The following is a 23,355-nucleotide window of genomic DNA, read 5'->3' as shown; positions in this document are numbered from 1 at the left end:
TGCTCAGGGTAAGGGCCTAGCCATTCTCCTTGGACTGCTCCTTGAGTACCTGCTGGGGACCCGCCAGGGACACGAGGGACCCGGTGTCCAGCGGGGGCAGCGGATGCAGCGGCTGGGGTTTCTTGAAGGACCGCGGCATTTCGTGCGGGGGCCGGTGGTTGTGCAGGGCGGACTCCACCAGGGGGGCCACTTCGGAGACCTTGTCCGCAGGTACCGCCGGGTCCGGAAGATCCCGCACGGACAGCTTGATTTCCGGTCGTTCGGCCCTCGCCCTTGCTTCGGCACGCTTATCGGCCTGGGCAACCGCGGAGGCCCAGTCTTCGGCGAGGACCGGCGGTTCGGGCCGGGCGGCGGCAAGCTTTGGATGGCGTACGACGGCGGTGCGGAGCGACTCCTTGAGCCGGTCCGGCTTGAGCGCGGCGGTGCGTTCCCGGAGCCGCCTGCGGGGGCGGCCCTGCTTGGCGGGGGCGCCGACAAAACCCGTGGAATCGCGTTTGCCGGGGGCCCGCCCGAACAGGGTCATGAGGATGACGGCAGTGAGTCGTCCCAGACCGGCAAGGACCAGGGTGATGACGCCAAGCAGGAAGAGGACCAGGAACATCAGGAGGGCCAGGCCCATGGTGCCAAGGAAAGTCAGGTTGAGGACGAGAGTGTCCGGGTGCTCCACGTCATCTCTCCTCTCTGCCCACGTGCTGTGCCCGCATCCGGTTTACATTGCCGGCGGCGGACTCCCCTCCACCTTACGGATTTTTGCCCGGCCGTGCCCCGGCAGGCGTGGCCGCGTCCCAGGTTGTAGCGAAGCTGTTACCGGATATGACAGCATCACCGGGTGACCGCATCAATAGATTCCGCAAACTGCATATGTCTGTCCGGAGAGCCATACGCGGCCTGCTGTGGGCGGTTCCATTCCGGCGGCGCGGAGGCCGCCACGGCGGAACAGCTGATGCGTTCCCGGTACAGCGCTTTTGCCCTGTTGGACGAGGGCTATCTGCTGCGCACCCACCACGCATCCACGGCACCGAAGGCCCTGGATCTGGACGCTGCCATGGACTGGCGCCGCCTGGACATCGTGGCCACGACCGGCGGCGGACCGTTCGACACCTCGGGCACCGTGGAGTTCAAGGCGTACTACCGCCATGGCAGCGAACGCGGGATCCTGCATGAGAGCAGCAGGTTCGTCAGGGAGGGCGGGCGCTGGCTCTATGTGGACGGCGACATCCTCGCCTGACTACTCCTCGCCGTCGTAATACTCGCTGTCCGGGGTGAAGCCGGCGCGGTCAACCTTCCGGTGGAACCGCATGCCCGCCAGGCCGCCCAGCACAGCGCCCACGAGGGCCACCACAGCCACCACAACCGCAGCGATGATGCTGGTGGTGGTCAGCTGTCCTTCGTTGATGGGGATGCGCGGGAAGCTGTTCAGGTTGGCCAGGACATTGAACTGCTGCCCGGCAACGAGCCCCAGGATGGCCACGACGATGGCTGCGATCAGGGCCCAGACCCACACCATAAGTCCCTGCCTGGCGCCGTTGAAGCGGGCCATGCGGCCGGCAACGTAGCCGCCGCAGTAATAGGAAAGGAACAGGATCACCAGCAGGACGATGATCCCCACCAGCCCAACCGTGCCACTGTTCCGGGCGGCCTGGTTCACGGCCTCGTTGACATCGGTGTTGTTCGCAAGGCCCACGGCTGTCCCGGCGGCCGCCACCAGGGCGGTCAGCAGGACGGCCATGCCGGTGGCGGCCAGCCAGCCAAAGAAGGCGGAGCCGACCTTGATGCCGCCGAACCGCTCCTTCTGGCGTGCCACTGCGGTTTCCCTGTTCGCGAGCGTGGGGTCCACCATCGGGGTTGCCGTAGTGGGGGCCGCACGGTACTCGCGCTCCGCGGTGGGCGGGGCAGGTTGGTAGGACCGCTCCGCCCCGATGTTCCGGGTGGGGTTCCGCTCGCCGGACCGGGCCGGCGCCTGGTCCATCGAGCGCGTGGCGGCGTAGTCCGCGCTTCCGTCGCGGTAGCTTCCGCTGCGGGTGGTGTCGTCCTCCCGGGCGCGTCGGGGAGGCAGGTTCTCTGGGTCCGTTGAGCTGCTCATGACTCAACTCAACCACCCGCCCCGGGCGATAGCAAGCGTGCTTACTATTTTGTGACCTGCGGTTTTACCGGTATCTCCGGTGCAGGTCATCCTTGGTTGATGCGCCGGGCGAGGCATCGGCGATCCACGGGCCCGTGCCCTCGGACTGGTCCAGGACCCCCGCCTCCAGCCACTCATAGTCACCGGCGAGGACTTTGCGCGTCAGGGCCTGGTCGGCGTCGTCCGTGTTCCGCCACAGCTGGTCGAAATATTCGTCCACCCGCACCCTCGCCTGCTCACAGTAGGCGTCGGCGAGCTCGTAGGCGCTGGCTGCCTTGCCGGGGGAGGTCTTCAGGAGCATTTCGGCGCGGGAACAGCATGCGGTCATAGCGAAGAGTTCCGCGCCGATGTCCACCACCCGGCCGAGGAAAGCCTGCTTGCGCTCGAGTTTGGCCTGCCACCGGCCCATGCCGTAAAACGTCTGGCGCGCGAGCCTCCGCGACGACCGCTCCACGAACCGAAGGTGCTTGGCCAGCCGGCCGAACTCACCGTAGGACCGCGGGTCCATGCCCGCCCCCGCCACCAGCTTGGGTAGCCACTTGGCGTAGAAGCCGGAAGCGCCGACGGCGGCCTTTGCTTTGTCGGCCAGGCTCGCATCAAGGGAAGCGAGATCGCCCGCGGCGGCAAGATGCGCGTCCACCGCTTCCCGTGCAATCAGCAGCCGCATGATTTCCGAGGAACCCTCGAAGATCCGGTTGATGCGGAGGTCCCGAAGCTGCTGCTCGGCCGGCACCGCGCGTTCCCCGCGGGCGGCCAGCGACTCCGCCGTTTCAAACCCGCGGCCGCCCCGGATCTGGACCAGTTCATCGGCTATCCGGCAGCTGATTTCCGTGGCCCAAAGTTTTGCGAGCGCGGCCTCGATGCGGACATCCTTCTGCCCCGCATCGGCGAGTTCCGCGGACAGCTCAAACACGGCGTCCAGCGCAAAGGCCGAGGCGGCGATGAAGGCAATCTTCTTGCCCACGGCCTCGTGTTCGCCCACTGGCCTGCCCCACTGCGTGCGGGCATTCGACCACTCGCGGGCAATCTTCAGGCTCCACCGTCCCGATGCCACGCACAGCGCGGGCAGGGCCAGGCGGCCGGTGTTGAGCGTGGTCAGTGCGATCTTCAGGCCCTGGCCCTCGCGCCCCAGCCGGTTGGCGGCGGGCACCCGTACCTGGTGGAAGCGGGTCACCCCGTTCTCTATCCCGCGCAGGCCCATGAAGGCGTTGCGGTTTTCCACCGTGATCCCCGGCGAGTCCATTTCCACCACGAACGCGCTGATGCCGCGCTTGTGCCTGGTGCCGTCCTGATCGGTGTGCGCCGGAACCACCGCCATGACCACCACCAGCTCGGCGATCACCCCGTTGGTGGTCCACAGTTTCACGCCGTCCAAAAGGTACGCTTCGCCGTCGTCCGTGGGCGTTGCCGTGCTTCCCAGCCGGGCGGGGTCGCTGCCAACGTCCGGTTCGGTGAGGAGGAAGGCAGTGACGGCGCCGCCGGCACACCTTGGCAGGTACTCGCGCTTCTGTTCGGGCGTCCCGAAGACCTTGACTGGCTCGGGGACACCGATTGACTGGTGGGCGGAAATCAGGGCGCCCAGGCTGGGGTGCACGCTGCCCAGCAGGGCAAGGGCGCGTCCGTAGTACACCAGCGAGAGGCCCAGGCCCCCGTATTCCTCCGGGATCTTCATGCCAAAGACGCCCAGGTCCGCCAGGTCCTTGATGTATTCGTCCGGAATCTTCGCGTCCCGCTCGATAACGCGCCCGGACATGGTCCGGGCGAAGTCGGTCAGGCGGGCCATGAACTCCTCGCCCTTTTGGACGGAGGCTGGGTCCGCGGCCGGCCACGGGTGGACCAGGTCCAGATCAAAACTGCCCAGGTAGAGGCCTTTGGCGAAGCTGGGACGGTCCCAGCCTGACTCCCGGGCGGCCTCGGCGACGGCGCGGGCATCTTCTGCGGTGGCACCGGCGCCGATGTTGCCGGCGGGGACGGGGGTTTCTTCAGCCGGGGCGTCTTTGGCCTGGCTGTCAGTTGCGGAGGTCATGGGTTATCTCCTTGGCCGGATTGGCCGGTGTAGCCATGGATCCGCCGGGTTGGAGAACCCTTCAGCTGTCCCTCAAGATTACCCGCGGGTAGGTTCCGGTGCTAGGGGCCGGCTGGCCCTGGAAGTCCCCCGGAAGCTCGACGGCGGAAGCGCGGTGGACCAGCCTGTCCCACCCTGAATTGATCCCGTGGACCACCGCCATGAGCGTATTGACAATAACCATCCAGGTGAGTTTGCCCGCGCCCAGCACCACCAGGGCCACCAGCCCCGCCGTCAGGACGAATCCGGCCAGGACTGCGCCGAACACCAGTGTCCCGATGAAGACCAAGGTGGCCGTTTCCACGGAGCTTAGATCGAACTGCATGTATCCCCCTGCTGCGACATTGCTTGCGAAAGACTGCTGTATTGAAGACCGGTAGCAGAAGCGTAGGTGGACGGCTGTGGGCGCAGCCAGACCCGGCGCGGACGGCGGCACCTGTTGATACGGGATCGAAACACTACCCACAGGTAGGTCACGAAGCGGTCGCGGCGCCCTGCGTTAACCTTGTAGTTGGCAGTTTTCCGGTCCGGCCATGTCGGACCGCCCCTGCCCAGCCCCGGAACAGTCCACAGCTAACAGCCCAAGGAGAGTGTGTGCCCCGCTCCGCCAGGTCATCCGCTGACGCCATCAGCGCCCGGCTCCGGGACCTCGAACTCCTCACCAAGGGTCCTGCGTGGGCCCTGACCCGTTCTGCGCCCTGGGTCATTGCGGTGCTCCAGGCCTCCTTTACCCGCACCCGGCCGCAGGTGCCGCTCGAGGAATTCCATGCCGACGTCGACACCTTCCTTGAAGAGCTCCGGCGCCAGGATCCCGGGCTGGGGGGAGGGGCCAACGGCAAGGCCTTTGGCGATGAATGGACGCGGCGGCAGTTCCTGACCCGCCGGAACCAGTCAGGCCAGATCGTGTATGAGGCAACGGAGCCGGCCGCGCGTGTGCTCGCCTTCCTGGACAGCCTCTCCAGCGAACGCTCCACCCTCAACGGCTCCCGCCTGGGCACCCTGCTGGGTGACGTGGAGAAGCTCGCCAACGAGACCAACCCGGACCAGAGTGCCCGGTTGGAAGCCCTTGAAGGGGAAATCGAAGAGCGGCAGCAGCTCATCCAGGACATCAGCACCGGCGAGTTCGACGGCCTGCTCGACGACGATGACGCCGTGGAAGCCGCGGGGAACATCCTGGACCTGGCAGCCAGCCTGCCAGCGGACTACAAGAAGATGCGTGACCGGATCGAGGAACTGGTGGGCGGGCTCCGCAACCAGATCATCGAGGAGTCCCTGACCAAGGGTGCCACCATGGCCCAGGTCCTGGAAGCCGATAAACGGCTGCGCCAAAGCCCCGAAGGCAGGACCTTCCGGTCCTTCACCGCCTTCCTTGAGGACCCGCAGCAGCAGCTTCGCTTCCGGTCGGCGATCGGCGAGGTCCTGAGCCGCCAGTTCGCCGACGACCTCTCGCCTGATGACCGGGAAACGCTCAAGAACCTGGTGGCTGAACTCCGCCAGCAGCACAGCCAGATCCAGCGCATCTACGGCAAACTCAGCGAAAGCCTCAACACGTACGTCCAAAGCGACGACTTCCGCCAGTCGGTCAGGCTGCGCCAGGTCCTGCGCGAAGCGGAGCAGGCCATCCGGTCCCTGCCCTACGAGCGGGAACGTCCAGGGCTGGTCCCCGGGCCGGTCCTTTACAACGCCGGCTTTGAGTCCCTGTCCATGGTGAAGCTGTTCGATCCGGACGAGTTCGCGGCACCGCCCCGCCTGGCCGATCCCATCGCCTTCACCGACTCGGACCGGGTGCGCTCGCCGAGGACCGGCAAGGCCAAACCGGCGGTGGTCCGGGCGGCCATGGCCGGGGCCGCAACCCTGGCCGACGCCTGGCACCAGCTGCCGCCTGAAGAGCAGCACATCAACTCCATCCGCGCCCTGTTGTCGGAGGCCCTCCATGCCGGGGCGGACTTCAACCGCGGCGCCTGGGATGGCCTGGACTTCGAACAAATAGACGGCTCCACCCGCAAGGCCTACCTGCCGGTGGTCACGCTCGCAAAGGATTCAGATGACTGAGGTTACGCACGCACAGGACTCAGCGCCCGACGCCACTCCCGGGGCGGCATCGGGCGTTGAGCACACTTTCGCAGTCTCCCCCCGCGATACCTTCGTTGACGGTGCCGCCTTGTTCCCCGGCGACACGGGCGTCCTGCCCATGAAGGTGCGGCAGGCCTTGGTGAAGCTCCTCAAGGGCCCTTACATTGACGGTGGCCGGGACGAAAAGCTCTGGACTGTGCTGCTGGACAACCAGGTGATCCTGCGCAGCCGCCTTTCAGAGCTGTTCCTGGCCCTGCAGCTGGACCATGAGCGGAAGATCGCCGTCCTGCGTCCCGTGGATCCGGAAGTAATCGGCGGCAATACCCGGTCCAGCATCCTGCGCCAGCAGCGCGCCCTCAGCCGGGTGGAAACCATCGTGCTGCTCCGGCTGCGCCTCCTGCTGGACCGGCACGTCACTGCCCAGACGGACCCCACCATCACCCGCGAGGAGATCACGGACCTGGTGGCGCACTACCAGCCCGCCGGGCAGCAGGACGCCCTGCGCGACTCAGATGTGGTCACCCGCGCCATCACCAAGCTCCTGGCCCGCCAGCTCCTGCTCCCTACTGGACTGGACGACGTCTACACCATCTCCAATGCCCTGCCCCTGGCCCTCCCGTTCGAAAACATCGGCGACATCCCGGCCCACATCGAAGCCCTCGTGGCGGCATCGGCAGACCAGTCAGGAACAGAACCGCTCCTGGATCTTGACGGCGCCGTGGAGACGAACGGAACCACGTCCGAGGAGGATGACCAGTGACCATCGCAAGCATGCTCCCGCTGGGGGATGTCACCAACCCGGGGCAGATGCGGCTTGCCCTGGTGCAGGTGGTCAACTGGGGGACGTTCCATGGGGCGCACACCATGCACGTGGACCGGAACGGCACCCTGCTGACGGGCAACTCCGGCGTTGGCAAGTCCACGCTGTTCGATGCGATGCTGCGGGTGTTCGATGCCCGGCCGAGGTCCAACGAGGCCGCCGCCCAGCGTTCGGGTGGCGCCGTGGAGGACAAGCGGACCACTTTCACGTACATGCGCGGCAAAGTGGGGGACAAGGCCGTGGGGGAGGGCTCGGCGAGTGCTTTCCAGCGCCCGGGTGCCACCTGGTCCGCCGTCGCCCTGACGTTCGACAATGCCGCCGGCACGCGGGTGACGGTGTCGGCGCTGTTCGACCTGCCGAAGAACGGGACCGAGTCCAGCGTGGGCCGGTTCTACCTGATTGACAACGTGCCGCTGGACCTGGAAGCCGTGGAGGGCATCGCGGACAAGCGCTTCACCAAGGGCGCCCTGGAGGCGCTCTTCCCGCACGCCCAGGTTTTCGACGTGCACAAGGCATTCGCGGAGCGGTTCCGGCGCCTCCTGGGGATCAGCTCGGACCAGGCGCTGCCCCTGCTGCGCGTCATCCAGGCAGGCAAGGGGCTGGGCGGCAGCGTCAACACCTTCTTCCGCGACCAGGTCCTTGACGCGCCGGCAACGCTGGCCGCCGCGGACGATGTGGTGGAGGAGTTCAGCAACCTGATGTCCATCCGCCAGCGGCTGGAAGACGTGCGGCAGCAGCGGGACCAGCTGGCGCCGGTTCCTGGCCTGAACCGGGAGTACGCGCAGTCGCTGCTGGACGCCAACCGGCTCCGGGAGCTTGTAGGCGGGGAATTCGAGGCGTACAAGCAGCAGCTCGCCGTCACGGTGCACCAGAAGACGCTGGTCCGTTTCCGCGGGCTGGCGCAGGCAAAGGCCAAGGAGCTGGGTGCCGAGCGTGCAGTCAGGGACGGTTTTGCCAAGGACTTGCGGGAGCTGGAGGCCGACTACAACAACCAGGGCGGCAACGCGATTTCCGCGATCGAGCAGTCCCTCGAGAACGCCCGGGTTGGCCTGAAGCTCCGCCAACAGGTGGAGGGGGCAGCCCAGCAGGCACTGGCCGACGCCGGCCTGCAACTTGAGTGGAGCGCTGCCGGCTGGGAGCGGGCACACGAGCAGGCGGCGGCCCGGTCGGCCGAGCTGAAGGATGATTCCCAGGCCCTGCAGGAGCTCAGGTTCGAGGCCTTCGACGCGCACGCTGCCCGGAAACGCGAACTGGCGGCGGCTGAGCAGGAACTCGTCTCACTGAAAACGCGCAAATCCCTGCTGCCGCCGTCGAGCATTGAAAACCGCGCCGCGATTGCTGCCGCCACCGGCATCCCCGAGGACCGCATGCCCTTCGCCGGTGAGCTTATGGACCTCGCTGAGGGTGAGGAACGGTGGCGCCCAGCTGCCGAGCGCGCGCTCCGCAACCTGGCCACCACCCTGCTGGTTCCCGGCGAGCACTTCGGCGCCGTGACCCGCTACCTCAATGGCCACAACGTCCGCGGCGCGCTGCGGGCAGTGGATGTCTCCAAGCCGCTCGCCGGCGGCGCGCTCGCCGTGGAGGACGCGCGCGACGGCGACCTCCTCACCAAGCTGGACATCCTCGCCTCGGGTGCGGCTGCTGAGGCGGGTGAATGGGTCCGCGAGCGGATCGCGCTGGACTTCGCGTACCCCTGCGTGGAGGACCCTGATGAACTGGCGGCCCTGGACAAGGGCCTGAGCCTGGGCGGCGTGGTCAAGCGGAACCGGCACACGGTGGAGAAGGACGACCGCTTCACGAGCCGCCAGGATTACGTGCTGGGCTTCGACAACGCGGCCAAGCTGGAGCTCGTGGCCGGGCAGGTGGAGGACCTCCGGCAGGAAGTGGCCAAGGCCGCTGAGCTGGCCCAGAGCCGCGAGGACTCGCACCAGGGCATGAGCCGGCAGCTTGACGCCCTGCGCCGGATCGCCGAAGACGACCGCCCCTGGGAACAGGTGTCTGCCGCGGTTGCCGCCGACGAGCTGGCGCGGATCGAGCGGCGGCTCAAGGACGCCCTTGCTGCCCAGGCGGACCTGGAGCCGCTCCGGGCCACCATCGAGGAAGTCCGGCAGAAGCACCAGTCCAGCACCGAGTCCGCCGCGGTCCTGCAAAGCGAATACAAGGCACTCGACCGCCAGCTGACGGCCGCCGACACCCTGCTGGAAGCCGCGCGCGACCGCCTGGCCCAGGGGCCGCCGTCGGACGCCACCGTCAAGGCCCTGGAACCCTACTTCGCCGACTTCGGCGACATCACGGAAATGCACGAACTGGACAACCTGGCCAACCGGGTCCGAACCGCGCTGCTGGGTGAACTGCACACCGCGGAGTCCCGGGGACAGGCGACGGCCGAGCGGCTGACCCGCATTTTCGAAGGCTTTGTGCGCGAGTGGGGCAGCGCCATCTCGGCCGACCACGGCACCAGCATCGGTGCGGCCAGCGAGTTTGAGGCGCGCTACCACGCAATCGTCAACGACGGCCTGCCCGCGCAGGAGGCGGAATTCCGCCAGTTCTTCAACCAGCGCACGCACGAATCCTTCAGCACCCTGCTGCACCTGCTGGACGAGGAACGCCGCTCCATCACCAGCCGCATCCTGCCCCTGAACGGCATCCTCTCGCAGGTGAACTTCCACGAGGGCAGCTACCTTGAACTGGACATCAAGCAGACGCTGCCCTCCACGGCAAAGCAGTTCAAGGACGCCATCCAGAACGCCCTGAAGGCGCGCCACACGCGGCCGGTGAAGTCCGAGGCCGGCCGGGCGGAAGGTTCCGGCGCTGAGGGGGACGACGACGGCGAGCTTACCGCCCGCTACAAGTCCCTGGAAACCCTGGTCAAGCGGCTCGGTTCCCAGGCGCCCGAGGACCGGCGCTGGCGTGCCGAGGTGCTGGACGTGCGCGGGCACTTGTTCATCCAGTGCAAGGAGCACCGGGAAGTCACCGGTCCGCGGGGCGGCAAGAAGACCGAAGTGTTCATGCACGCCGACACCGGCTCCATGTCCGGCGGCGAGCGCCAGCGGTTCACGGCGTTCATCATGGCCGCGGCCCTGAGCTACCAGCTGGGCATCGCCGAGCAGGGCTTCACCACCTACGGCACCGTGATGATGGACGAGGCTTTTGTGCTCGCTTCGGAGGAGTTCGCCGGCGCCGGAATCAAGGCGCTGCACGAGTTCGGCTTCCAGCTGCTGCTCGCGGCTCCGGAGAACGTGATCGACCTGTCCCGCCACCTGGGCTCGGTCACGGAGATCCTCCGCGACCGGCGCACCAACCGCTCCGGGGTCCTCACCGCGCCGGTGATCCGTCCCCGCGCCGGCGAGGAGGGCGCCTGGCGGTCGGAGGCGAACCCGGTGGATATCGTCCTGCGCTAACCGGCAGGCAGGAAGCCCCAATCACGGCCGCGAACGGGGCTTCCCCCTGCCCGCGGGCTTCGCCTGACGTTCTATGTGCCCTGAACGCGCCCAAGGAACTGCGCCGTGCGGTCCTGCAGCCCCTGGATCTGGCGTTCCACCACAGCGGTGGGATCAGGATTGATCTCATTGGCAGGCGGCTCCTTGCGGACGTTGCCACAGCACACGAAGTCGGCGCAGATCAGGGTGCCGACGGTGTTGCCGTTCCGCCCGGACTGGCCTGCCCGCTTGGCGACCCAGAGCAGGACGTCCTCCTTGGACAGCACATCCCGGCAGAGCTCACACAGCACCGACCGGTTCTTTTTGGCACCTCCCTCGGGTGCGCGGAGCATGATTCCGGTGAGGCCCTTTTGTCCCGGAACCACCAGGTAACCGCGCAGCGGCATCTTCTCGTCCCGCCAGCCCAGGAACTCCAGGCGGTCCCAGTCGAGGGAGTCGAAGTTTTTGGGCAGTGTGAGCTTTGCGGCTTCCGAGCGGCTGGCATTGACGAAGGATGAACGGATTTGCTGGGGCGTGACTGATTGCATGGCTGGACTTTCGTGAAGGGTGGGCGGCCCGGAGCCGGGCCAGGAGGTAACGGGGGAGTCAGTCGGTCTCCGCGGTGCAGGCCAAAGCGGCCACCCCGCTCTCCACGGCAGCGGCGGCCCAGTTGGCCATCTGCATGCGCATCGTTCCCGTTGTCCTTTTCCTGTCCAGCCGTCCGGCGTCTCTGAGTCCGGACCGGCAAGGGCCATCCTGCCAAATTGAGAGTCGGCTGTCCAAGGAACGCGGATGGAGTGTGGCCTTCGTCAGCTTCCGGTATTAGGTGACGAAAGTGTTGCGTAATGGCGATTTACATAGGTTAGCCTTACTTAAGTTTCCATCAGCCTGATCCAAGGAGCCCCGTGACGTTCCCCCTCTTGCCCGGCCCTTCGCCCACCCGCCGCATGCTGTTCTCCTCGGCCGGCAAAGCTGCCGCGGTGCTGGCTGCGGCGACCCTCACGCTGTCTGCATGCAGCACGGGTCCCGCCACCACGGTTGCCGATGCAGGCAGTTCCAGCAACAGCACCGCGTTCCCGGTCACCATCGATCACGTGTACGGCAGCACCACCATCGAGAAGCAGCCCACCCGGGTTGCCACCGTGTCCTGGGTGAACGATGACGTCGCCATCGCGCTGGGCGTGGTCCCGGTAGGCGTCCCCAGGAACGAGTGGGGCGGCAATGGCAAGGGCTCCACCCCCTGGAAGGACGAGGCGCTCGAAAAGCTGGGCGCCGGGTTCGGTTCGGCCAAGGCTCCCGCCCAGTACTCGGAGGCCGACGGGATCAACTTCACCGAGATTGCCAAGCTCAGCCCGGACGTCATCCTCGCCGCCTATTCGGGCCTCACGGCGGAGGACTACAAGAAACTCAGCGAAATCGCCCCCGTGGTGGCCCACCCGGACGTCGCCTACGGAACCTCCTGGCAGGACGCCACCACCATCATCGGCAAGGCCCTGGGCAAGGAGGCCGAAGCTTCCAAACTGGTTTCCGACACCGAATCGACCGTCAAGGACAAGGTGGCCCGGTTCCCGCAGATCCAGGGCAAGAGCTTTATTTACGGCAACCTGGAGCCCGCCAAGGGCGACGGCGTGAACGTCTACACCGCCAACGACAACCGCCCCCGCTTCCTTAGTGAAATCGGCATGACCCTGGCCCCGGTGGTGGCGGACAACTCCAAGGGCTCCAAGGAGTTCTACATTCCGTGGTCCGCCGAAAAGGCCAACGAACTGCAGTCAGACATCTTCGTCACCTGGGTTCCGGATGCCTCCACCACCGACGCGATCAAGGCGGACCCGCTCCTGGGCCAGATCCCGGCCATCAAGAACGGCGCCCTGGTGGCCGATTCCGACAACACGCTGACCCTGTCCATCTCGGCATCATCACCCCTGAGCCTCCCGTGGTCCCTGGACGCGTTCCTCCCGCAGCTGGCCACGGCAGCGGACGCAGTGAAGTAGGCGCACCTCCATGAGTACGACGACGGCGCTTCCGGCGGCGGGCAACGGCTCCCAGGCGCCGGCCACGGCAGCCCCCGGCACCCTCCGGGGTGATCCTCGGGGAAGGGAACGGGCCGCCTGGCTGCTGGCCGCCGTCGTCGTGCTGGTGCTCCTCACCGGCACATCGCTGGCCGTGGGCGCCCGTGACGTTCCCCTCGGCACCGTGTGGCAGGCACTCACGGCGTTCGATCCCCTCAACGGGGACCACGCCGTGGTGCACGCCCGCATCCCGCGGACCGTCCTGGGCCTGCTGGCCGGCGGCGCGCTGGGCCTGGCCGGTGCAGCGATGCAGGGTGTTGCCCGGAATCCGCTGGCCGATCCCGGCATCATCGGAGTCAACGCCGGGGCAGCGCTGGCGGTAGTCGCCGGAATCTACCTGTTCGGCGTCACCACCTTCACCGGCCACATCTGGTTCGCGTTCACGGGGGCCGCCGCGGCCGCCATCGTGGTGTACCTCATCGCCTCGCTGGGCCGGGAGGGTGCAACGCCGGTGAAGCTCGCGCTGGCCGGAGCAGCCTTGAGCGCCGGACTGTCTTCGCTCATGAACGTCATCCTGGTCTCCAGCCAGGACACCCTTGACCGGTTCCGCTTCTGGCAGGTGGGCGGCATCGCGGGCCGTGACTGGTCGGTGCTGCTGCCCGGACTGCCGTTCGTGGCGGCCGGTGCGCTGGTGGTGCTGCTGGCCGGGCGGACCCTCAACAGCCTTGCCTTGGGGGACGACGTTGCCCGCGGACTGGGCCAACGCGTGGGGCTGTCCCGCGCCGTGGTGGCCCTGGGCGTGGTCCTGCTGTGCGGCACGGCCACCGCGCTGGCGGGGCCCATCGGGTTCGTGGGCCTGGTGGTGCCGCACGCCGTCCGCTTCCTCGCCGGCCCGGACTACCGCTGGATCCTGCCGTTGTCCCTGGTGGCCGCCCCGGCGCTGCTGCTGGGTGCGGACATCGTTGGCCGGGTGGTGCTGCTTCCCGGTGAGATCCCCGCGGGCATCATGACCGCCCTGATCGGCGCCCCCGTGTTCGTATGGCTGGTCCGCCGCGGGAAAGGAGCCGGGCTATGAGCCGTGCTGCCCTATCAGAGATGGCTGCCAAAACCGGTCCTACAGGACCAAAAGTGATGGAGCAACGTGGGGGACGCGGGCGACTGAACCGGACCGCGGTGCTGGCCGCCGCCGTCGTGATCCTGTTTCTTGCGTCCGTCCTGCTGGGCAGCTACACGGTGACCGTCCCGGATTTCCTCACCATCGTCGGCAACCACCTCACCGGCGGCCCGAAGATTCCCGGCGCCAGCTTCATCGTGATGGAGAACAAGCTTCCGCGCGCCGTCGTCGGCACCCTGATCGGGATCGCGTTCGGCCTGGCCGGCGCCCTTTTCCAGACCATGCTGCGGAACCCCCTCGCCAGCCCCGACGTCATCGGCATCAGCTCGGGGGCAAGCGCGGCGGCGGTTGTTGCGATCGTTGTTTTCGGCGCATCCGGTGCCGCCGTGTCCGGGGCGGCGCTCGTCGGAGCCCTTGCAGTGGCGGTCCTGATTTACGCAATTTCCCGCGGCGCCGGCCGAACCGGCAGGGGAAGCGCTGCCGGAAACCGGCTGGTCCTGGCCGGTGTGGGGACCGCGGCCGCCCTCCAGGCCGTGGTCAGCTTCCTGATGACCCGGGCCGACATCCGCACGGCCGCCGACGCCTTGGTCTGGCTGAACGGATCCCTGAACTCCGCCAACTGGGACCGCGCCGGCATCCTGTTCCTCGCGCTCGCCGCCCTGGTTCCCGCCACGGGCCTTATCGCCGGGCCGCTGCGCGTCCTGGAACTGGGGGATGACGCAGCCGCCGGCCTGGGCGTCCGGGTCAACACCGCGCGCCTGGCACTGGTGGTTACCGCCGTGTCACTGGCAGCAGTGGCGACGGCGGCTGCCGGACCGGTCTCGTTCGTCGCCTTCCTGGCCGGTCCCATCGGCCGCCGCTTCACCCGCAAAGCCAGCCTGCCGGCGTCGGCCATGGTGGGCGCCCTGATTGTCCTGGCGGCAGACTACTTCGCCGCCAACCTGGCCCCCTTCCTGCTGGGCGGCACCGTCCTGCCGGTGGGCGTGGTCACCGGCGCGCTTGGCGCCCCGTTCCTGCTGTGGCTCCTGGTCACAGCCAACCGAAAGGATGCCTGACGTGGCAGTACTCCAAGCCAGGGACCTGACGCTCACCTACCACCAACGATGCGTGGTGGACGGGCTCAGTGTCCGGATCCCCGAAGGTATGGTCACCATGATCGTGGGTGCCAACGCCTGCGGGAAGTCGACCCTGCTGCGGGGCCTGTCGCGGCTCCTTAAACCCGCCGGCGGCACCGTGACCCTGGACGGCAAGGACATCCATTCCCGTCCGGCACGCGAACTGGCCCGCACCCTGGGCCTGCTTCCCCAGCATCCCAGCGCCCCGGACGGGATCACCGTCCGCGACCTGGTGGGCCGGGGGCGCTACCCGCACCAGGGCTTCTTCCGCAGCTGGAGTGACAAGGACGACGCCGCCGTGCAGCGCGCGCTGGAGGCCACCGGAACGGCGGGGCTCGCCGGGCGGGACGTGGATGAACTGTCCGGCGGACAGCGGCAGCGGGCATGGATCGCCATGGCCCTTGCACAGGAAACCGACGTCCTGCTGCTGGATGAGCCCACCACCTACCTGGACCTGGCCCACCAGGTGGAGGTCCTGGACCTGGTAACCGACCTGAACCGTAAGCGCGGCACCACGGTGGCCATCGTCCTGCACGACCTCAACCTCGCCGCACGCTACGCGGACCACGTCATCGCCATGAACGACGGCGCCGTGGCGGCCCTGGGCTCCCCGGAGGACGTGGTGACGGAGGACCTGGTCCGCGAGGTCTTCGGCCTCGAAAGCCGCGTCATCCCGGACCCCGTCTCCGGTACTCCGCTGATTCTTCCCATCGGCCGCCACCACGCCACAGCCAACGAACTGGAACTCGTTTCATGAAGACCCGGCAAAGCGCCTCCACCCAACAGCGGACAGCCCAGCCGATGAGCGTGGCCTTCGAGGTGGCCGTGTCCGCCGTCCAGGAGCTGAGCCCCACGTTCCGCAGGATCACTTTCGGCGGCTACCCGCTGCGTGACTTCGGCGTCCACGGCCACACCCTGGACCTCCGGGTCAAGCTCGTCATCCCGTCGCAGGACTTGGGCGGCGCACCGCTGCCGCTCCCCGTCTTCGACACCGGCCACGCCGGCTGGTACCGGGACTGGCTGGCGATGGACCCGGCCGTGCGCGGCTGGATGCGGACCTATACGGTCCGGGAGGCGCGGCTGGATGCGGTGTACCCGGAGATCGACATCGACTTCGTGATGCACACCGACGGGCATGGGCACGCCGGGCCGGCGGCAAACTGGGCGTCCAAGGCCAAACCCGGCGACCCGCTCACCATCATCGGCCCAAACAACCGTGCCGCGCATTGCATCACCGCCGAAACCTATTCCGGCATCGAGTGGCACCCCGGAATGGCCCAGCGCGTCCTGCTTGCCGGCGACGAAACCGCCCTCCCGGCCATCTCCGCGATCCTGGAAACCCTCCCGTCGTACATGAGTGGCCATGCCTTCCTGGAAGTTCCGCAGGCCGGCGACTTCATGGAGCTCACCTCCCCGGCGGACATCGAAATCACCTGGCTGGCCCGCGGCACCGCCACCGGACGGTCCCGGCAGCACGGGCAACTGCTGCAGGACGCCGTGCGCAAGGCTGTCCCCGTGCCCGGCTGGGTGGGCATAACGGCAGACGACGGCGGCGCCGGGCCCGAGCCCGATGACGTCAACGTGGACGAAGACATCCTGTGGGAGACCCCGTCCCGCCTGGAAACCTCAGCCGTCAGCGGTTCGAGGAACCCGCACCTGCCCGCCGGTGCCCTGCCCTTCTATGCCTGGCTGGCAGGCGAAGCAGGGGTTATCAAGGAACTGCGGCGCTACCTGGTCCGCGACGTGGGGATCGACCGGAAACAGGTGGCGTTCATGGGGTACTGGCGGCAGGGCAAAGCCGAAGGCTAGCCAAACGCGCCATCAGATCCTGCCGGCATTTCCGGGACGCCCCATCAGATCCTGCCGGCATTTCCGGGACGCCCCATCACTTACTGTTCATCCCGGCGTCGTGATTGCTTTGACTTGTCCCGCTACGTTCGTGCCTGTGCCCTCTGATCCCCTGCTTCCTGACTCCGGGCGGCGGGTGTTTGTTGCCCTCGGGGACTCCTTTACCGAAGGGGTGGGGGACCGGGATGAGCGGCTGCCCAACGGGGTGCGGGGGTGGGCCGACCGCGTGGCCGAGAAACTGGCGAAGGCGCAGCCGGGGTGGAAATACGCCAACCTGGCCATCAGGAGCAAGCGGCTGCGGCACATCGTGGACGAGCAGCTGGAACCGGCGCTGGGGATGCGGCCAACGCTGGTCACCCTCTACGCCGGCGGGAACGACATCCTGGACCTCAAAACCGACATGTCCGCGCTTATGGCGGACTATGAGCAGCTGGTGGCAGCGCTGGCAGGCACCGGGGCCACGGTGGTTCTCTTCACCGGCTTCGACGTCAAGGTCTCCGCGCTGCTGGAGCCCCTGAAGAAACGCAACACCTACTACAACCAACGGGTGCGGCACATCGCGGAGAAATACGGGGCCGTGCTGGTGGACTACTGGTGCCTTGACGCCTTCCACGACCGGCGGATGTGGGACTCGGACCGGCTCCACATGTCCAAGGCAGGGCATAAGTACCTGGCCGGGCAGGTGCTGGACCAGCTGGGCGTGCCGCACAAGATCAAACCCAAAGACTGGGAACCACCCGCCCGGCCCAGCCTGCGCGAGTGGGAGCGGCGCCAGCGGCGCTGGGTCCATGACTGGGTCCTGCCGCTCTTCGGCCGCAAGCTCCGTGGTGTCACGCTGGGGGACACCCTCACCCCGCGCTGGCCCCAGCCGGTGAAGGTCCCGCGGAAGGGCGGGCTGAAGAAGCTCGCCGGCGGAACGTCCGACGCCGGCAGCACACCTTCGGGAAGCAGCCCGCGTTAGGGAGTGGGCTGGGGCGGGGTGTCCAGCAGGATCTCGTACCCCGGGGCCACCCGGCCGGCGTGGAACTCCATGACTTCGAAGTCGGCAACACCGTTGGTGTAGAACGGATCCTGGGCCAGGCTGGCGTCGAGGGTTTCCCGGTCAGCCTGCGACAGGAGCAGTCCACCGGTGCGCGGGATCTTCCGGCCGGCGGCGATGAACACGCCGTCGTCAAAGGCCTTCTGCAGCCAGCCGATGTGGGCGTCGTTGTGGAAATCGACGATCTCCTGGGGCACGCGGTAGGTGAGGGAGACAACATACATGGTGCAAGCCTACCGGCGCCCGGCCAGCTACTTGAAGGATCAATCGTAGAATGGTGACCATGACCGATCCCCGCTGGCTCAACGCTGACGAACGCCGTGCCTGGCTGGCGCTGGTAAGCATCAATACGCTGCTGCCTGCGGCTCTGGACACCAAGCTGCATGCGGCAGGAAAACTATCCCTCTTCGACTACACGGTCCTGGCCATGCTGTCCGAGGCTGAGGAGCGGTTCCTGCCCATGAGTGAGCTTGCCGCCCGCACCAGCGCCTCCCTGTCCCGGCTCTCACACGTCGTGACCAAGCTGCAGAAGCGCGGCTGGGTGGAGCGCCGCCCGCACCCCCACGATGCCAGGGTCACCACCGCGCATCTCACGGAGGAAGGCATGGCCACCATTGTCGGGCTGGCCCCGGCCCACGTGGAGGACGTCCGTGACCTGTTCCTTGATGCGCTGACCGAGCAGGATGTCCTGGACCTGGCACGGATCGGTGAAAAAGTGGTGGGCCGCCTGGACTCCGACCACTGGATCCTGCGCGAAACCCAGGACTGACCCCGATTGGTTGCTTCCGGCAACGGGTGGCAAACTAACCGCATGGATTTCACTTCCCGGTTCGTGGCCCTCGGCGACTCCTTCACGGAAGGGGTGGGCGACGACGACCCGGGCCGCCCCAATGGCGTCCGGGGCTGGGCAGACCGCGTGGCCGAGCAGCTCGGCGCCGCCGACCCCAATTTCGGCTACGCAAACCTGGCCATCCGCGGCCGGAAACTCCGCCAGATCCTGGCTGAACAGGTGGACGCCGCCGTCACACTTCGTCCCACCCTGGTAAGCATCTACGCCGGTGCCAATGACATCCTCCGCCCGCGCGTGGACATCGATGACCTGCTGGTGGAGTACAACGATGCCGTGGGGAAACTCGCTGCCACCGGCGCCACCGTGGTGATGTTCACGGGCTTCGACGCCCGGGGGTCGAAGGTGTTCGGCACCATGCGCGGCCGCACTGCCATCTACAACGAACTGGTCCGTGGGATCGCCGGGGACCACGGCGCCCTGCTGGTGGACTACTGGCGCTTCAGCGAGTACTACGACTGGGGCATGTGGGCCCACGACCGGATGCACATGTCCGCCGCCGGCCATGCGAACATGGCCAAGCGCGTGCTTGAGGTCCTCAAATATGACCATTCCATCGACGTCCCGCCCATGACGCCGGTGCCGGAACTGAGCGGGACCGACGCCATCCGCGCCAACGCCCGGTGGTTCCGGGAGTACGCCGCGCCGTGGGTGGTCCGCCGCGTCACCGGCAAGTCTTCCGGGGACAACCTGCACCCCAAGTACCCGCAACTCACGCGGCTGTAGCGCGGGTCTCCTATCCTGGCCGGAACGCCGGAGTAGCCAGCATGGAGCGGTCCGCGCGGATGGCCAGCACGGCTACATCCCATTGGTCTGCAACCTGGTCCAGCATCCGTGTCCCCCCGGCAACGATGGCGGTGGCAAGGACGTCGGCAGTGACAATGTCGGCGGCGGCAACGGTGACCTGGACAAACGCCCCCGCGTCCGGTGGGCCGCTTCCCACCCGCCAAATGTGTTCCCCGCGTTCGGCGGATCCTGAGGTGGCGAGGGCGTGGTGCGGGTTGTTGCCGCCGAGGGCATATCCGGTGATGAGGGTTTTGCGGTCCGCGGGATCCACTACGCCGGCTTTCCAGGGTTCGGCGCTGCCCGGACGTGGCGAGCCGCTGACCAGGACGTCTCCGCCGGCGTTCAGGCACCAGTCCCGGCGGCCCAGGGCCAGAAGTGATGTTCCCGCCTCACGGATGGCGTGGCCCTTGATGAGGCCGGAAAGGTCCAGCACCCCGTCCGGCCTTTCGGACGTGAACGCTCCCTCCGTGCGCAGCCGCCACTCATGCGCCTCGGCATATGCTTCGCGCATCTGCGCTGAGGCGTGGGGCAGCGTCAGTTCCCCACGCGCCAGGCTGCTGGCTTCCGAGTCGGGGCGGTACAGGCTGAAGGTTTCGTCAAGGTCCCGGAAAAGGCGTTCGACGACGGCGGTGGCGGCAGCGAGCTCGTCGAGCCCCGGCTGCCCTTCCGCAGGGTCGCCGACGGGCATTGTCAGTCCGATGACCGTTCCCATGCACTCAAAAGTGCGGGCCTTCAGGCTGGTGCCGGCCGTGGCGCGCAGGGAATCAGAGGTTCGCTGCATCGATGGCTGCCTGGAGTGAGGTGAGGTAGGCGTCGCTGGTGATGGTGGCCCCGCTCACCGTCTGTACATCGGCAGACTGCGCCGCCAGGACCTTGCTGCGGAGCAGAGGCGCCGCACGGTTGCTGATCTGGATCGATTTGCCGTCCGTATTGGTCAGCTGCAGCGCCGTGACATCAGTGATCTTTCCGTTCGCTACCGTGATCTGGACCTGCACGGGGCCAAACCGGGTCTGGACCGTGTTTCCCTTGTAGGTGCCGGAGCCCGTGGAACCGGACGAACTGGAGGACCCGGAGCTTGCGGACCCGGACGACCCTGTGGTGCCTGATGGGCTGGAGGACCCGGCCGACCCGGACGAACCCGTCCCCGTGGACCCGGTGCCTGATGCACCCGTGGTGCCGGTCGCCGTCGTGCTCGACGCAACGGTACTGAGGCCGCCCGCCTGGGTGCCCGTCTGCCAGCCCACCAGGAGGATCCCGGCGGAGGCCAAAGCTGCTGCGACTGTTCCGCGTATTTTCACCAGTCAAACCTTTCGTGATGGATCTGTTCCCCGGGGACGCCGGCTTTCCCGGCATCCGCTATGACGTTGGCCGCCCACGCCGACGGGCCGCAGACGTAGACGTCCGCATTCCTGATGTCCGGCACGTAGGAGGTGAGGCTGTAGCCGTTGTGCACCGAGTCCGCGGGAAGCCACGTGGACTCGCCGTGGGCGCGCGGCCCGGTGAGGTGGAAGAGCCGGACCCCGCGCGCCCGGCAGAGGTCAAGGATTTCGCTGCCCAGGTAAAGCTCCTGGTCAGTATGGCCGCGGAGCAGGACTGTGGCCTCGCCGGGCGCGAACGGGGTGGTCTCGAGCAGCGCGCGCAGTGGCGTGATGCCGATGCCGGCGCCAATCATGACCACCTTGTTCTTCGTGCGGGCTGCCGTGCTGAGCAGGCCGTAGGGGCCTTCCAGGGCCACTTTGGTGCCTTTCCGCAGCCGGAGCAGCTGGGCGGAGCCGTCGCCGAGGTTCCGCACGGTGACCCGCAGCGTCCCCTGGCCGTCCCGGCCGTTGACCACAGGCTCCGCGGACAGGCTGAACGGGTGGGGGTGCCACCACATGCCCGGAGCCAGGAAGCGCCAGATGAAGAAGCGTCCGCCGGTCCCTGCCAGCTGGTCCAGCTTCCGGCCGCGCATGACGATGTTCACCACACCTGGGGCAACCCTTTCCACCCGTGCCACGGTGAGCTGGTGCCGTGCCGTGGCCAGCACCGGCTCAAGGATCCGGAAGTACACCAGGGCACTGCCGGTGTAGATGCAAATGGCGAGCCAGTACCAGCGCTGCCAGGTCCCGGCGGCGAAGAGGCCGCCCACGCTGAACTGGTGCGGAATCGACGTTGCCACCGCGGCGTAGGTCAGCAGGTGGACCACGTACCAAAACTCGTACGGGAAGCGCCGGCGCACAGCCACCAGGGACGTCACCACGACGGCGATGAACAGGGCCACGGAGACGAACGCCAGCCACATATCGGGGACCTGGACCCACAGGTTGATGGACTCGCTGACCGGATCCAGTCCCTCGGCCATGCCGTACCCGATGACCAGCAGGAGTCCGTGCGCCAGGAGGAGGTAGAGGGAAGGCTTGCCCAGTTTGCCGTGGAATTCCAGGGCGCGGTCATGGCCGATGGTGCGGTCGATGAACGGGATCCTCGCGGCCAGGAGCAGCATCAGCAGGACCAGGTCCATGCCCGCCAGACCGGCCACAATTCCCGCCGCCGTGAACAGTGAGGCGGCCGAAGTGATGTTGGTGGCCCCGCCGTCGGCCAGCCACAAGGCGATGGCGGCGGCGACGGATGCCCAGGCAATGACGGTCAGGAGGTCCGTCCGCAGCATGCGCTGGCGATGCTGGCGGGCGAACCAGCCGCGGGCGGGTATCTTCGTTGGTGGTAGCTCCGGGCGGCCGGAGCTGCTTGCGGCCGGTGATGCCGGCAGGAGCTGCGTGTTCATGCATCAAACATGCGCGGGGAAGCTATGTCCCTGCTGTGAAAAGGGGCCAGCGGCTGCTGTGACCTTCATCCATGGGCCGGCGCTTATACACCCGATTGGTCTTTAATTGCGGCAACTCGTAGACTTGGTAGGCGCTAAGTGCGCGGAGCGTGCGCAATTGCTCCGGTTGCCCGGTAATTTTCTCCAGGGTGGCCGGTAGTTAGGGGCTCAAGTTGCGTGACTAACCGTTGCCCGTACATTCTGTGGGTCGCCCTTAGCTGCATGGTCCAGCAGCAGATATGCGGATCATTACTTTCAATTCTTGAGGAGAAGTCATGGCAGCACACTGCCAAGTGACCGGGGCCGAGCCGGGCTTTGGGCACAGCATTTCGCACTCGCACCGCCGCAACAAGCGTCGGTTCGATCCGAACATTCAGAAGAAGCGCTACTGGGTTCCGTCCCTGCGCCGTAACGTCACGCTGCAGGTCTCTGCACGTGGCATCAAGACCATCGACGTGCGCGGCATCGACGCAGTCGTCGCCGACATTCTGGCTCGTGGGGTGAAGCTCTAGTGGCTAAGGACAAGGACGTACGTCCGATCATCAAGCTCAAGTCGACCGCGGGAACGGGTTACACCTACGTAACCCGCAAGAACCGTCGTAACGACCCGGACCGCATGGTCCTGAAGAAGTACGACCCCAAGATCCGCCAGCACGTCGAATTCCGAGAGGAGCGCTAAACATGGCTAAGAAGTCCAAGATTGCTCGCAACGAGCAGCGCAAGGTCATCGTTGAGCGTTACGCTGCCAAGCGCCTCGAGCTGAAGAAGACCCTGGTTGACCTGAACGCAACCGACGAAGCACGCGAAGCGGCCCGCCTGGGCCTGCAGAAGCTGCCGCGCAACGCGTCCCCGATCCGTCTGCGTAACCGCGACATCATCGACGGCCGGCCTCGTGGCACCTTCCAGAAGTTCGGCATCTCCCGTGTCCGTTTCCGCGACATGGCACACAAGGGTGAACTCCCGGGCATCACCAAGTCTTCCTGGTAATCCGGTACCGCTGATTCCAGCTGCTTGAGAAGGGCCGGCAACCTTAGGGTTGCCGGCCCTTCGGCGTTTAACCCGTTACTTGTTCAGCGGCTGGGCCTGCCAGGAAACACCTGTGCGGCAGCACACACCGGCAGAATGACGACGGCGGCAAGTTGCGCAGGCGCTCCACTCCGGGTTTCGCCGCGGAATACCGGGGATTTCCGGCCCTGTGAGGGCCGGTTTGCGGTGGGCCGGGTGGGCGTGTATTGTTTTCTAAGTCGCCGCGGGGGAGACAGTGAAGAACTGTTCACCGGGTGGCCAAAACCCCC

Annotated in this window: 24 protein-coding genes; 15 read left to right on the top strand and 9 right to left on the bottom strand. The window is 67.1% G+C overall.

Annotated elements, in window-relative coordinates:
* Positions 1 to 16: 16 nt before the first annotated feature.
* Positions 17 to 667, bottom strand: coding sequence for a hypothetical protein (locus tag J2T23_RS18835; protein WP_307362530.1), 651 nt, complete (start codon positions 665 to 667; stop codon positions 17 to 19).
* Between the two features lie 162 nt (positions 668 to 829).
* Between J2T23_RS18835 and J2T23_RS18830 the strand changes: the two genes are divergently transcribed.
* A complete protein-coding gene (locus tag J2T23_RS18830; RefSeq protein WP_370871466.1) occupies positions 830 to 1,228 on the top strand; it encodes a YchJ family protein in 399 nt (132 codons plus the stop codon).
* Here J2T23_RS18830 and J2T23_RS18825 read toward each other — a convergent pair whose 3' ends face one another.
* The 3 genes from J2T23_RS18825 to J2T23_RS18815 form a co-directional block, all read right to left on the bottom strand.
* Positions 1,229 to 2,083: a TIGR04086 family membrane protein gene (locus J2T23_RS18825; protein ID WP_307362528.1), complete on the bottom strand. Its 855-nt coding sequence runs from the start codon at positions 2,081 to 2,083 to the stop codon at positions 1,229 to 1,231.
* 64 nt (positions 2,084 to 2,147) lie between these two features.
* On the bottom strand, positions 2,148 to 4,148 hold the full coding sequence (locus J2T23_RS18820; RefSeq protein WP_307362525.1) for an acyl-CoA dehydrogenase family protein: 2,001 nt from the start codon (positions 4,146 to 4,148) through the stop codon (positions 2,148 to 2,150).
* A 61-nt stretch (positions 4,149 to 4,209) separates the two neighbouring features.
* Positions 4,210 to 4,512 carry a hypothetical protein gene (locus J2T23_RS18815; protein WP_141158985.1) on the bottom strand — a complete coding sequence of 101 codons (303 nt, stop codon included), beginning with the start codon at positions 4,510 to 4,512 and terminating at the stop codon, positions 4,210 to 4,212.
* Between the two features lie 269 nt (positions 4,513 to 4,781).
* Between J2T23_RS18815 and J2T23_RS18810 the strand changes: the two genes are divergently transcribed.
* The 3 genes from J2T23_RS18810 to J2T23_RS18800 are packed head-to-tail and all read left to right on the top strand — an operon-like array spanning position 4,782 to position 10,481.
* Positions 4,782 to 6,239, top strand: coding sequence for a DUF3375 family protein (locus tag J2T23_RS18810; protein WP_141158986.1), 1,458 nt, complete (start codon positions 4,782 to 4,784; stop codon positions 6,237 to 6,239).
* A complete protein-coding gene (locus J2T23_RS18805) occupies positions 6,232 to 7,020 on the top strand; it encodes a DUF4194 domain-containing protein (protein WP_307362521.1) in 789 nt (262 codons plus the stop codon). Before J2T23_RS18810 ends, J2T23_RS18805 begins: the two co-directional genes overlap by 8 nt.
* A complete protein-coding gene (locus J2T23_RS18800; RefSeq protein WP_307362518.1) occupies positions 7,017 to 10,481 on the top strand; it encodes an ATP-binding protein in 3,465 nt (1,154 codons plus the stop codon). The genes J2T23_RS18805 and J2T23_RS18800 overlap by 4 nt, the downstream gene beginning before the upstream one ends.
* 71 nt (positions 10,482 to 10,552) lie before the next feature.
* Here J2T23_RS18800 and J2T23_RS18795 read toward each other — a convergent pair whose 3' ends face one another.
* Positions 10,553 to 11,047, bottom strand: a complete 495-nt coding sequence (locus J2T23_RS18795; protein ID WP_307362516.1) for an FBP domain-containing protein — start codon at positions 11,045 to 11,047, stop codon at positions 10,553 to 10,555.
* A gap of 357 nt (positions 11,048 to 11,404) precedes the next feature.
* Here J2T23_RS18795 and J2T23_RS18790 point away from each other — a divergent pair, with 357 nt between their 5' ends.
* The 6 genes from J2T23_RS18790 to J2T23_RS18765 all read left to right on the top strand — a co-directional run bounded on the left by J2T23_RS18790 (position 11,405) and on the right by J2T23_RS18765 (position 17,549).
* Positions 11,405 to 12,493 carry an iron-siderophore ABC transporter substrate-binding protein gene (locus tag J2T23_RS18790; RefSeq protein ID WP_307362514.1) on the top strand — a complete coding sequence of 363 codons (1,089 nt, stop codon included), beginning with the start codon at positions 11,405 to 11,407 and terminating at the stop codon, positions 12,491 to 12,493.
* Positions 12,494 to 12,503: 10 nt separating this feature from the next.
* Positions 12,504 to 13,586: a FecCD family ABC transporter permease gene (locus J2T23_RS18785; protein ID WP_307362511.1), complete on the top strand. Its 1,083-nt coding sequence runs from the start codon at positions 12,504 to 12,506 to the stop codon at positions 13,584 to 13,586.
* A 56-nt stretch (positions 13,587 to 13,642) separates the two neighbouring features.
* Positions 13,643 to 14,680: a FecCD family ABC transporter permease gene (locus J2T23_RS18780; protein ID WP_246857497.1), complete on the top strand. Its 1,038-nt coding sequence runs from the start codon at positions 13,643 to 13,645 to the stop codon at positions 14,678 to 14,680.
* Between the two features lies 1 nt (position 14,681).
* A complete protein-coding gene (locus J2T23_RS18775) occupies positions 14,682 to 15,497 on the top strand; it encodes an ABC transporter ATP-binding protein (RefSeq protein WP_307362509.1) in 816 nt (271 codons plus the stop codon).
* Positions 15,494 to 16,549, top strand: coding sequence for a siderophore-interacting protein (locus J2T23_RS18770; RefSeq protein ID WP_307362506.1), 1,056 nt, complete (start codon positions 15,494 to 15,496; stop codon positions 16,547 to 16,549). Before J2T23_RS18775 ends, J2T23_RS18770 begins: the two co-directional genes overlap by 4 nt.
* 136 nt (positions 16,550 to 16,685) lie before the next feature.
* Positions 16,686 to 17,549 carry an SGNH/GDSL hydrolase family protein gene (locus J2T23_RS18765; RefSeq protein ID WP_307362504.1) on the top strand — a complete coding sequence of 288 codons (864 nt, stop codon included), beginning with the start codon at positions 16,686 to 16,688 and terminating at the stop codon, positions 17,547 to 17,549.
* On the opposite strand, the gene J2T23_RS18760 is transcribed toward J2T23_RS18765, so the two are convergent.
* Complete coding sequence (locus J2T23_RS18760) at positions 17,546 to 17,851, bottom strand: YciI family protein (protein ID WP_141158996.1); 306 nt, start codon at positions 17,849 to 17,851, stop codon at positions 17,546 to 17,548. The genes J2T23_RS18765 and J2T23_RS18760 overlap by 4 nt on opposite strands.
* A gap of 59 nt (positions 17,852 to 17,910) precedes the next feature.
* Between J2T23_RS18760 and J2T23_RS18755 the strand changes: the two genes are divergently transcribed.
* On the top strand, positions 17,911 to 18,396 hold the full coding sequence (locus J2T23_RS18755) for a MarR family winged helix-turn-helix transcriptional regulator (RefSeq protein ID WP_141158997.1): 486 nt from the start codon (positions 17,911 to 17,913) through the stop codon (positions 18,394 to 18,396).
* Between the two features lie 42 nt (positions 18,397 to 18,438).
* The gene (locus tag J2T23_RS18750) at positions 18,439 to 19,200 is read left to right on the top strand and encodes an SGNH/GDSL hydrolase family protein (RefSeq protein WP_307362501.1); all 762 of its coding nucleotides are present in this window, start codon (positions 18,439 to 18,441) and stop codon (positions 19,198 to 19,200) included.
* A 10-nt stretch (positions 19,201 to 19,210) separates the two neighbouring features.
* Here the strand turns inward: J2T23_RS18750 and J2T23_RS18745 are convergent, their stop codons facing one another.
* The 3 genes from J2T23_RS18745 to J2T23_RS18735 are packed head-to-tail and all read right to left on the bottom strand — an operon-like array spanning position 19,211 to position 22,021.
* The gene (locus J2T23_RS18745) at positions 19,211 to 20,041 is read right to left on the bottom strand and encodes an FAD:protein FMN transferase (RefSeq protein ID WP_307362497.1); all 831 of its coding nucleotides are present in this window, start codon (positions 20,039 to 20,041) and stop codon (positions 19,211 to 19,213) included.
* The gene (locus tag J2T23_RS18740) at positions 20,025 to 20,558 is read right to left on the bottom strand and encodes an FMN-binding protein (protein ID WP_307362494.1); all 534 of its coding nucleotides are present in this window, start codon (positions 20,556 to 20,558) and stop codon (positions 20,025 to 20,027) included. Before J2T23_RS18740 ends, J2T23_RS18745 begins: the two co-directional genes overlap by 17 nt.
* Positions 20,555 to 22,021, bottom strand: a complete 1,467-nt coding sequence (locus J2T23_RS18735; protein WP_307362491.1) for a ferredoxin reductase family protein — start codon at positions 22,019 to 22,021, stop codon at positions 20,555 to 20,557. Before J2T23_RS18735 ends, J2T23_RS18740 begins: the two co-directional genes overlap by 4 nt.
* A 314-nt stretch (positions 22,022 to 22,335) precedes the next feature.
* Here J2T23_RS18735 and rpmB point away from each other — a divergent pair, with 314 nt between their 5' ends.
* The 3 genes from rpmB to rpsN are packed head-to-tail and all read left to right on the top strand — an operon-like array spanning position 22,336 to position 23,047.
* Entirely contained in the window at positions 22,336 to 22,572 is a 237-nt protein-coding gene (rpmB, locus tag J2T23_RS18730; RefSeq protein ID WP_018763944.1) for a 50S ribosomal protein L28, read from the top strand.
* A complete protein-coding gene (gene rpmG / locus J2T23_RS18725) occupies positions 22,572 to 22,739 on the top strand; it encodes a 50S ribosomal protein L33 (RefSeq protein WP_013602737.1) in 168 nt (55 codons plus the stop codon). Before rpmB ends, rpmG begins: the two co-directional genes overlap by 1 nt.
* A gap of 2 nt (positions 22,740 to 22,741) precedes the next feature.
* Positions 22,742 to 23,047 carry a 30S ribosomal protein S14 gene (rpsN, locus tag J2T23_RS18720; protein WP_141159002.1) on the top strand — a complete coding sequence of 102 codons (306 nt, stop codon included), beginning with the start codon at positions 22,742 to 22,744 and terminating at the stop codon, positions 23,045 to 23,047.
* Positions 23,048 to 23,355: the final 308 nt, after the last annotated feature.

The organism is Pseudarthrobacter niigatensis, assembly GCF_030812615.1.
GTDB lineage: Bacteria > Actinomycetota > Actinomycetes > Actinomycetales > Micrococcaceae > Arthrobacter > Arthrobacter niigatensis.
Note: the sequence above shows the minus strand (reverse complement) of the source record. Positions and strands in the feature narration are given on the sequence as shown.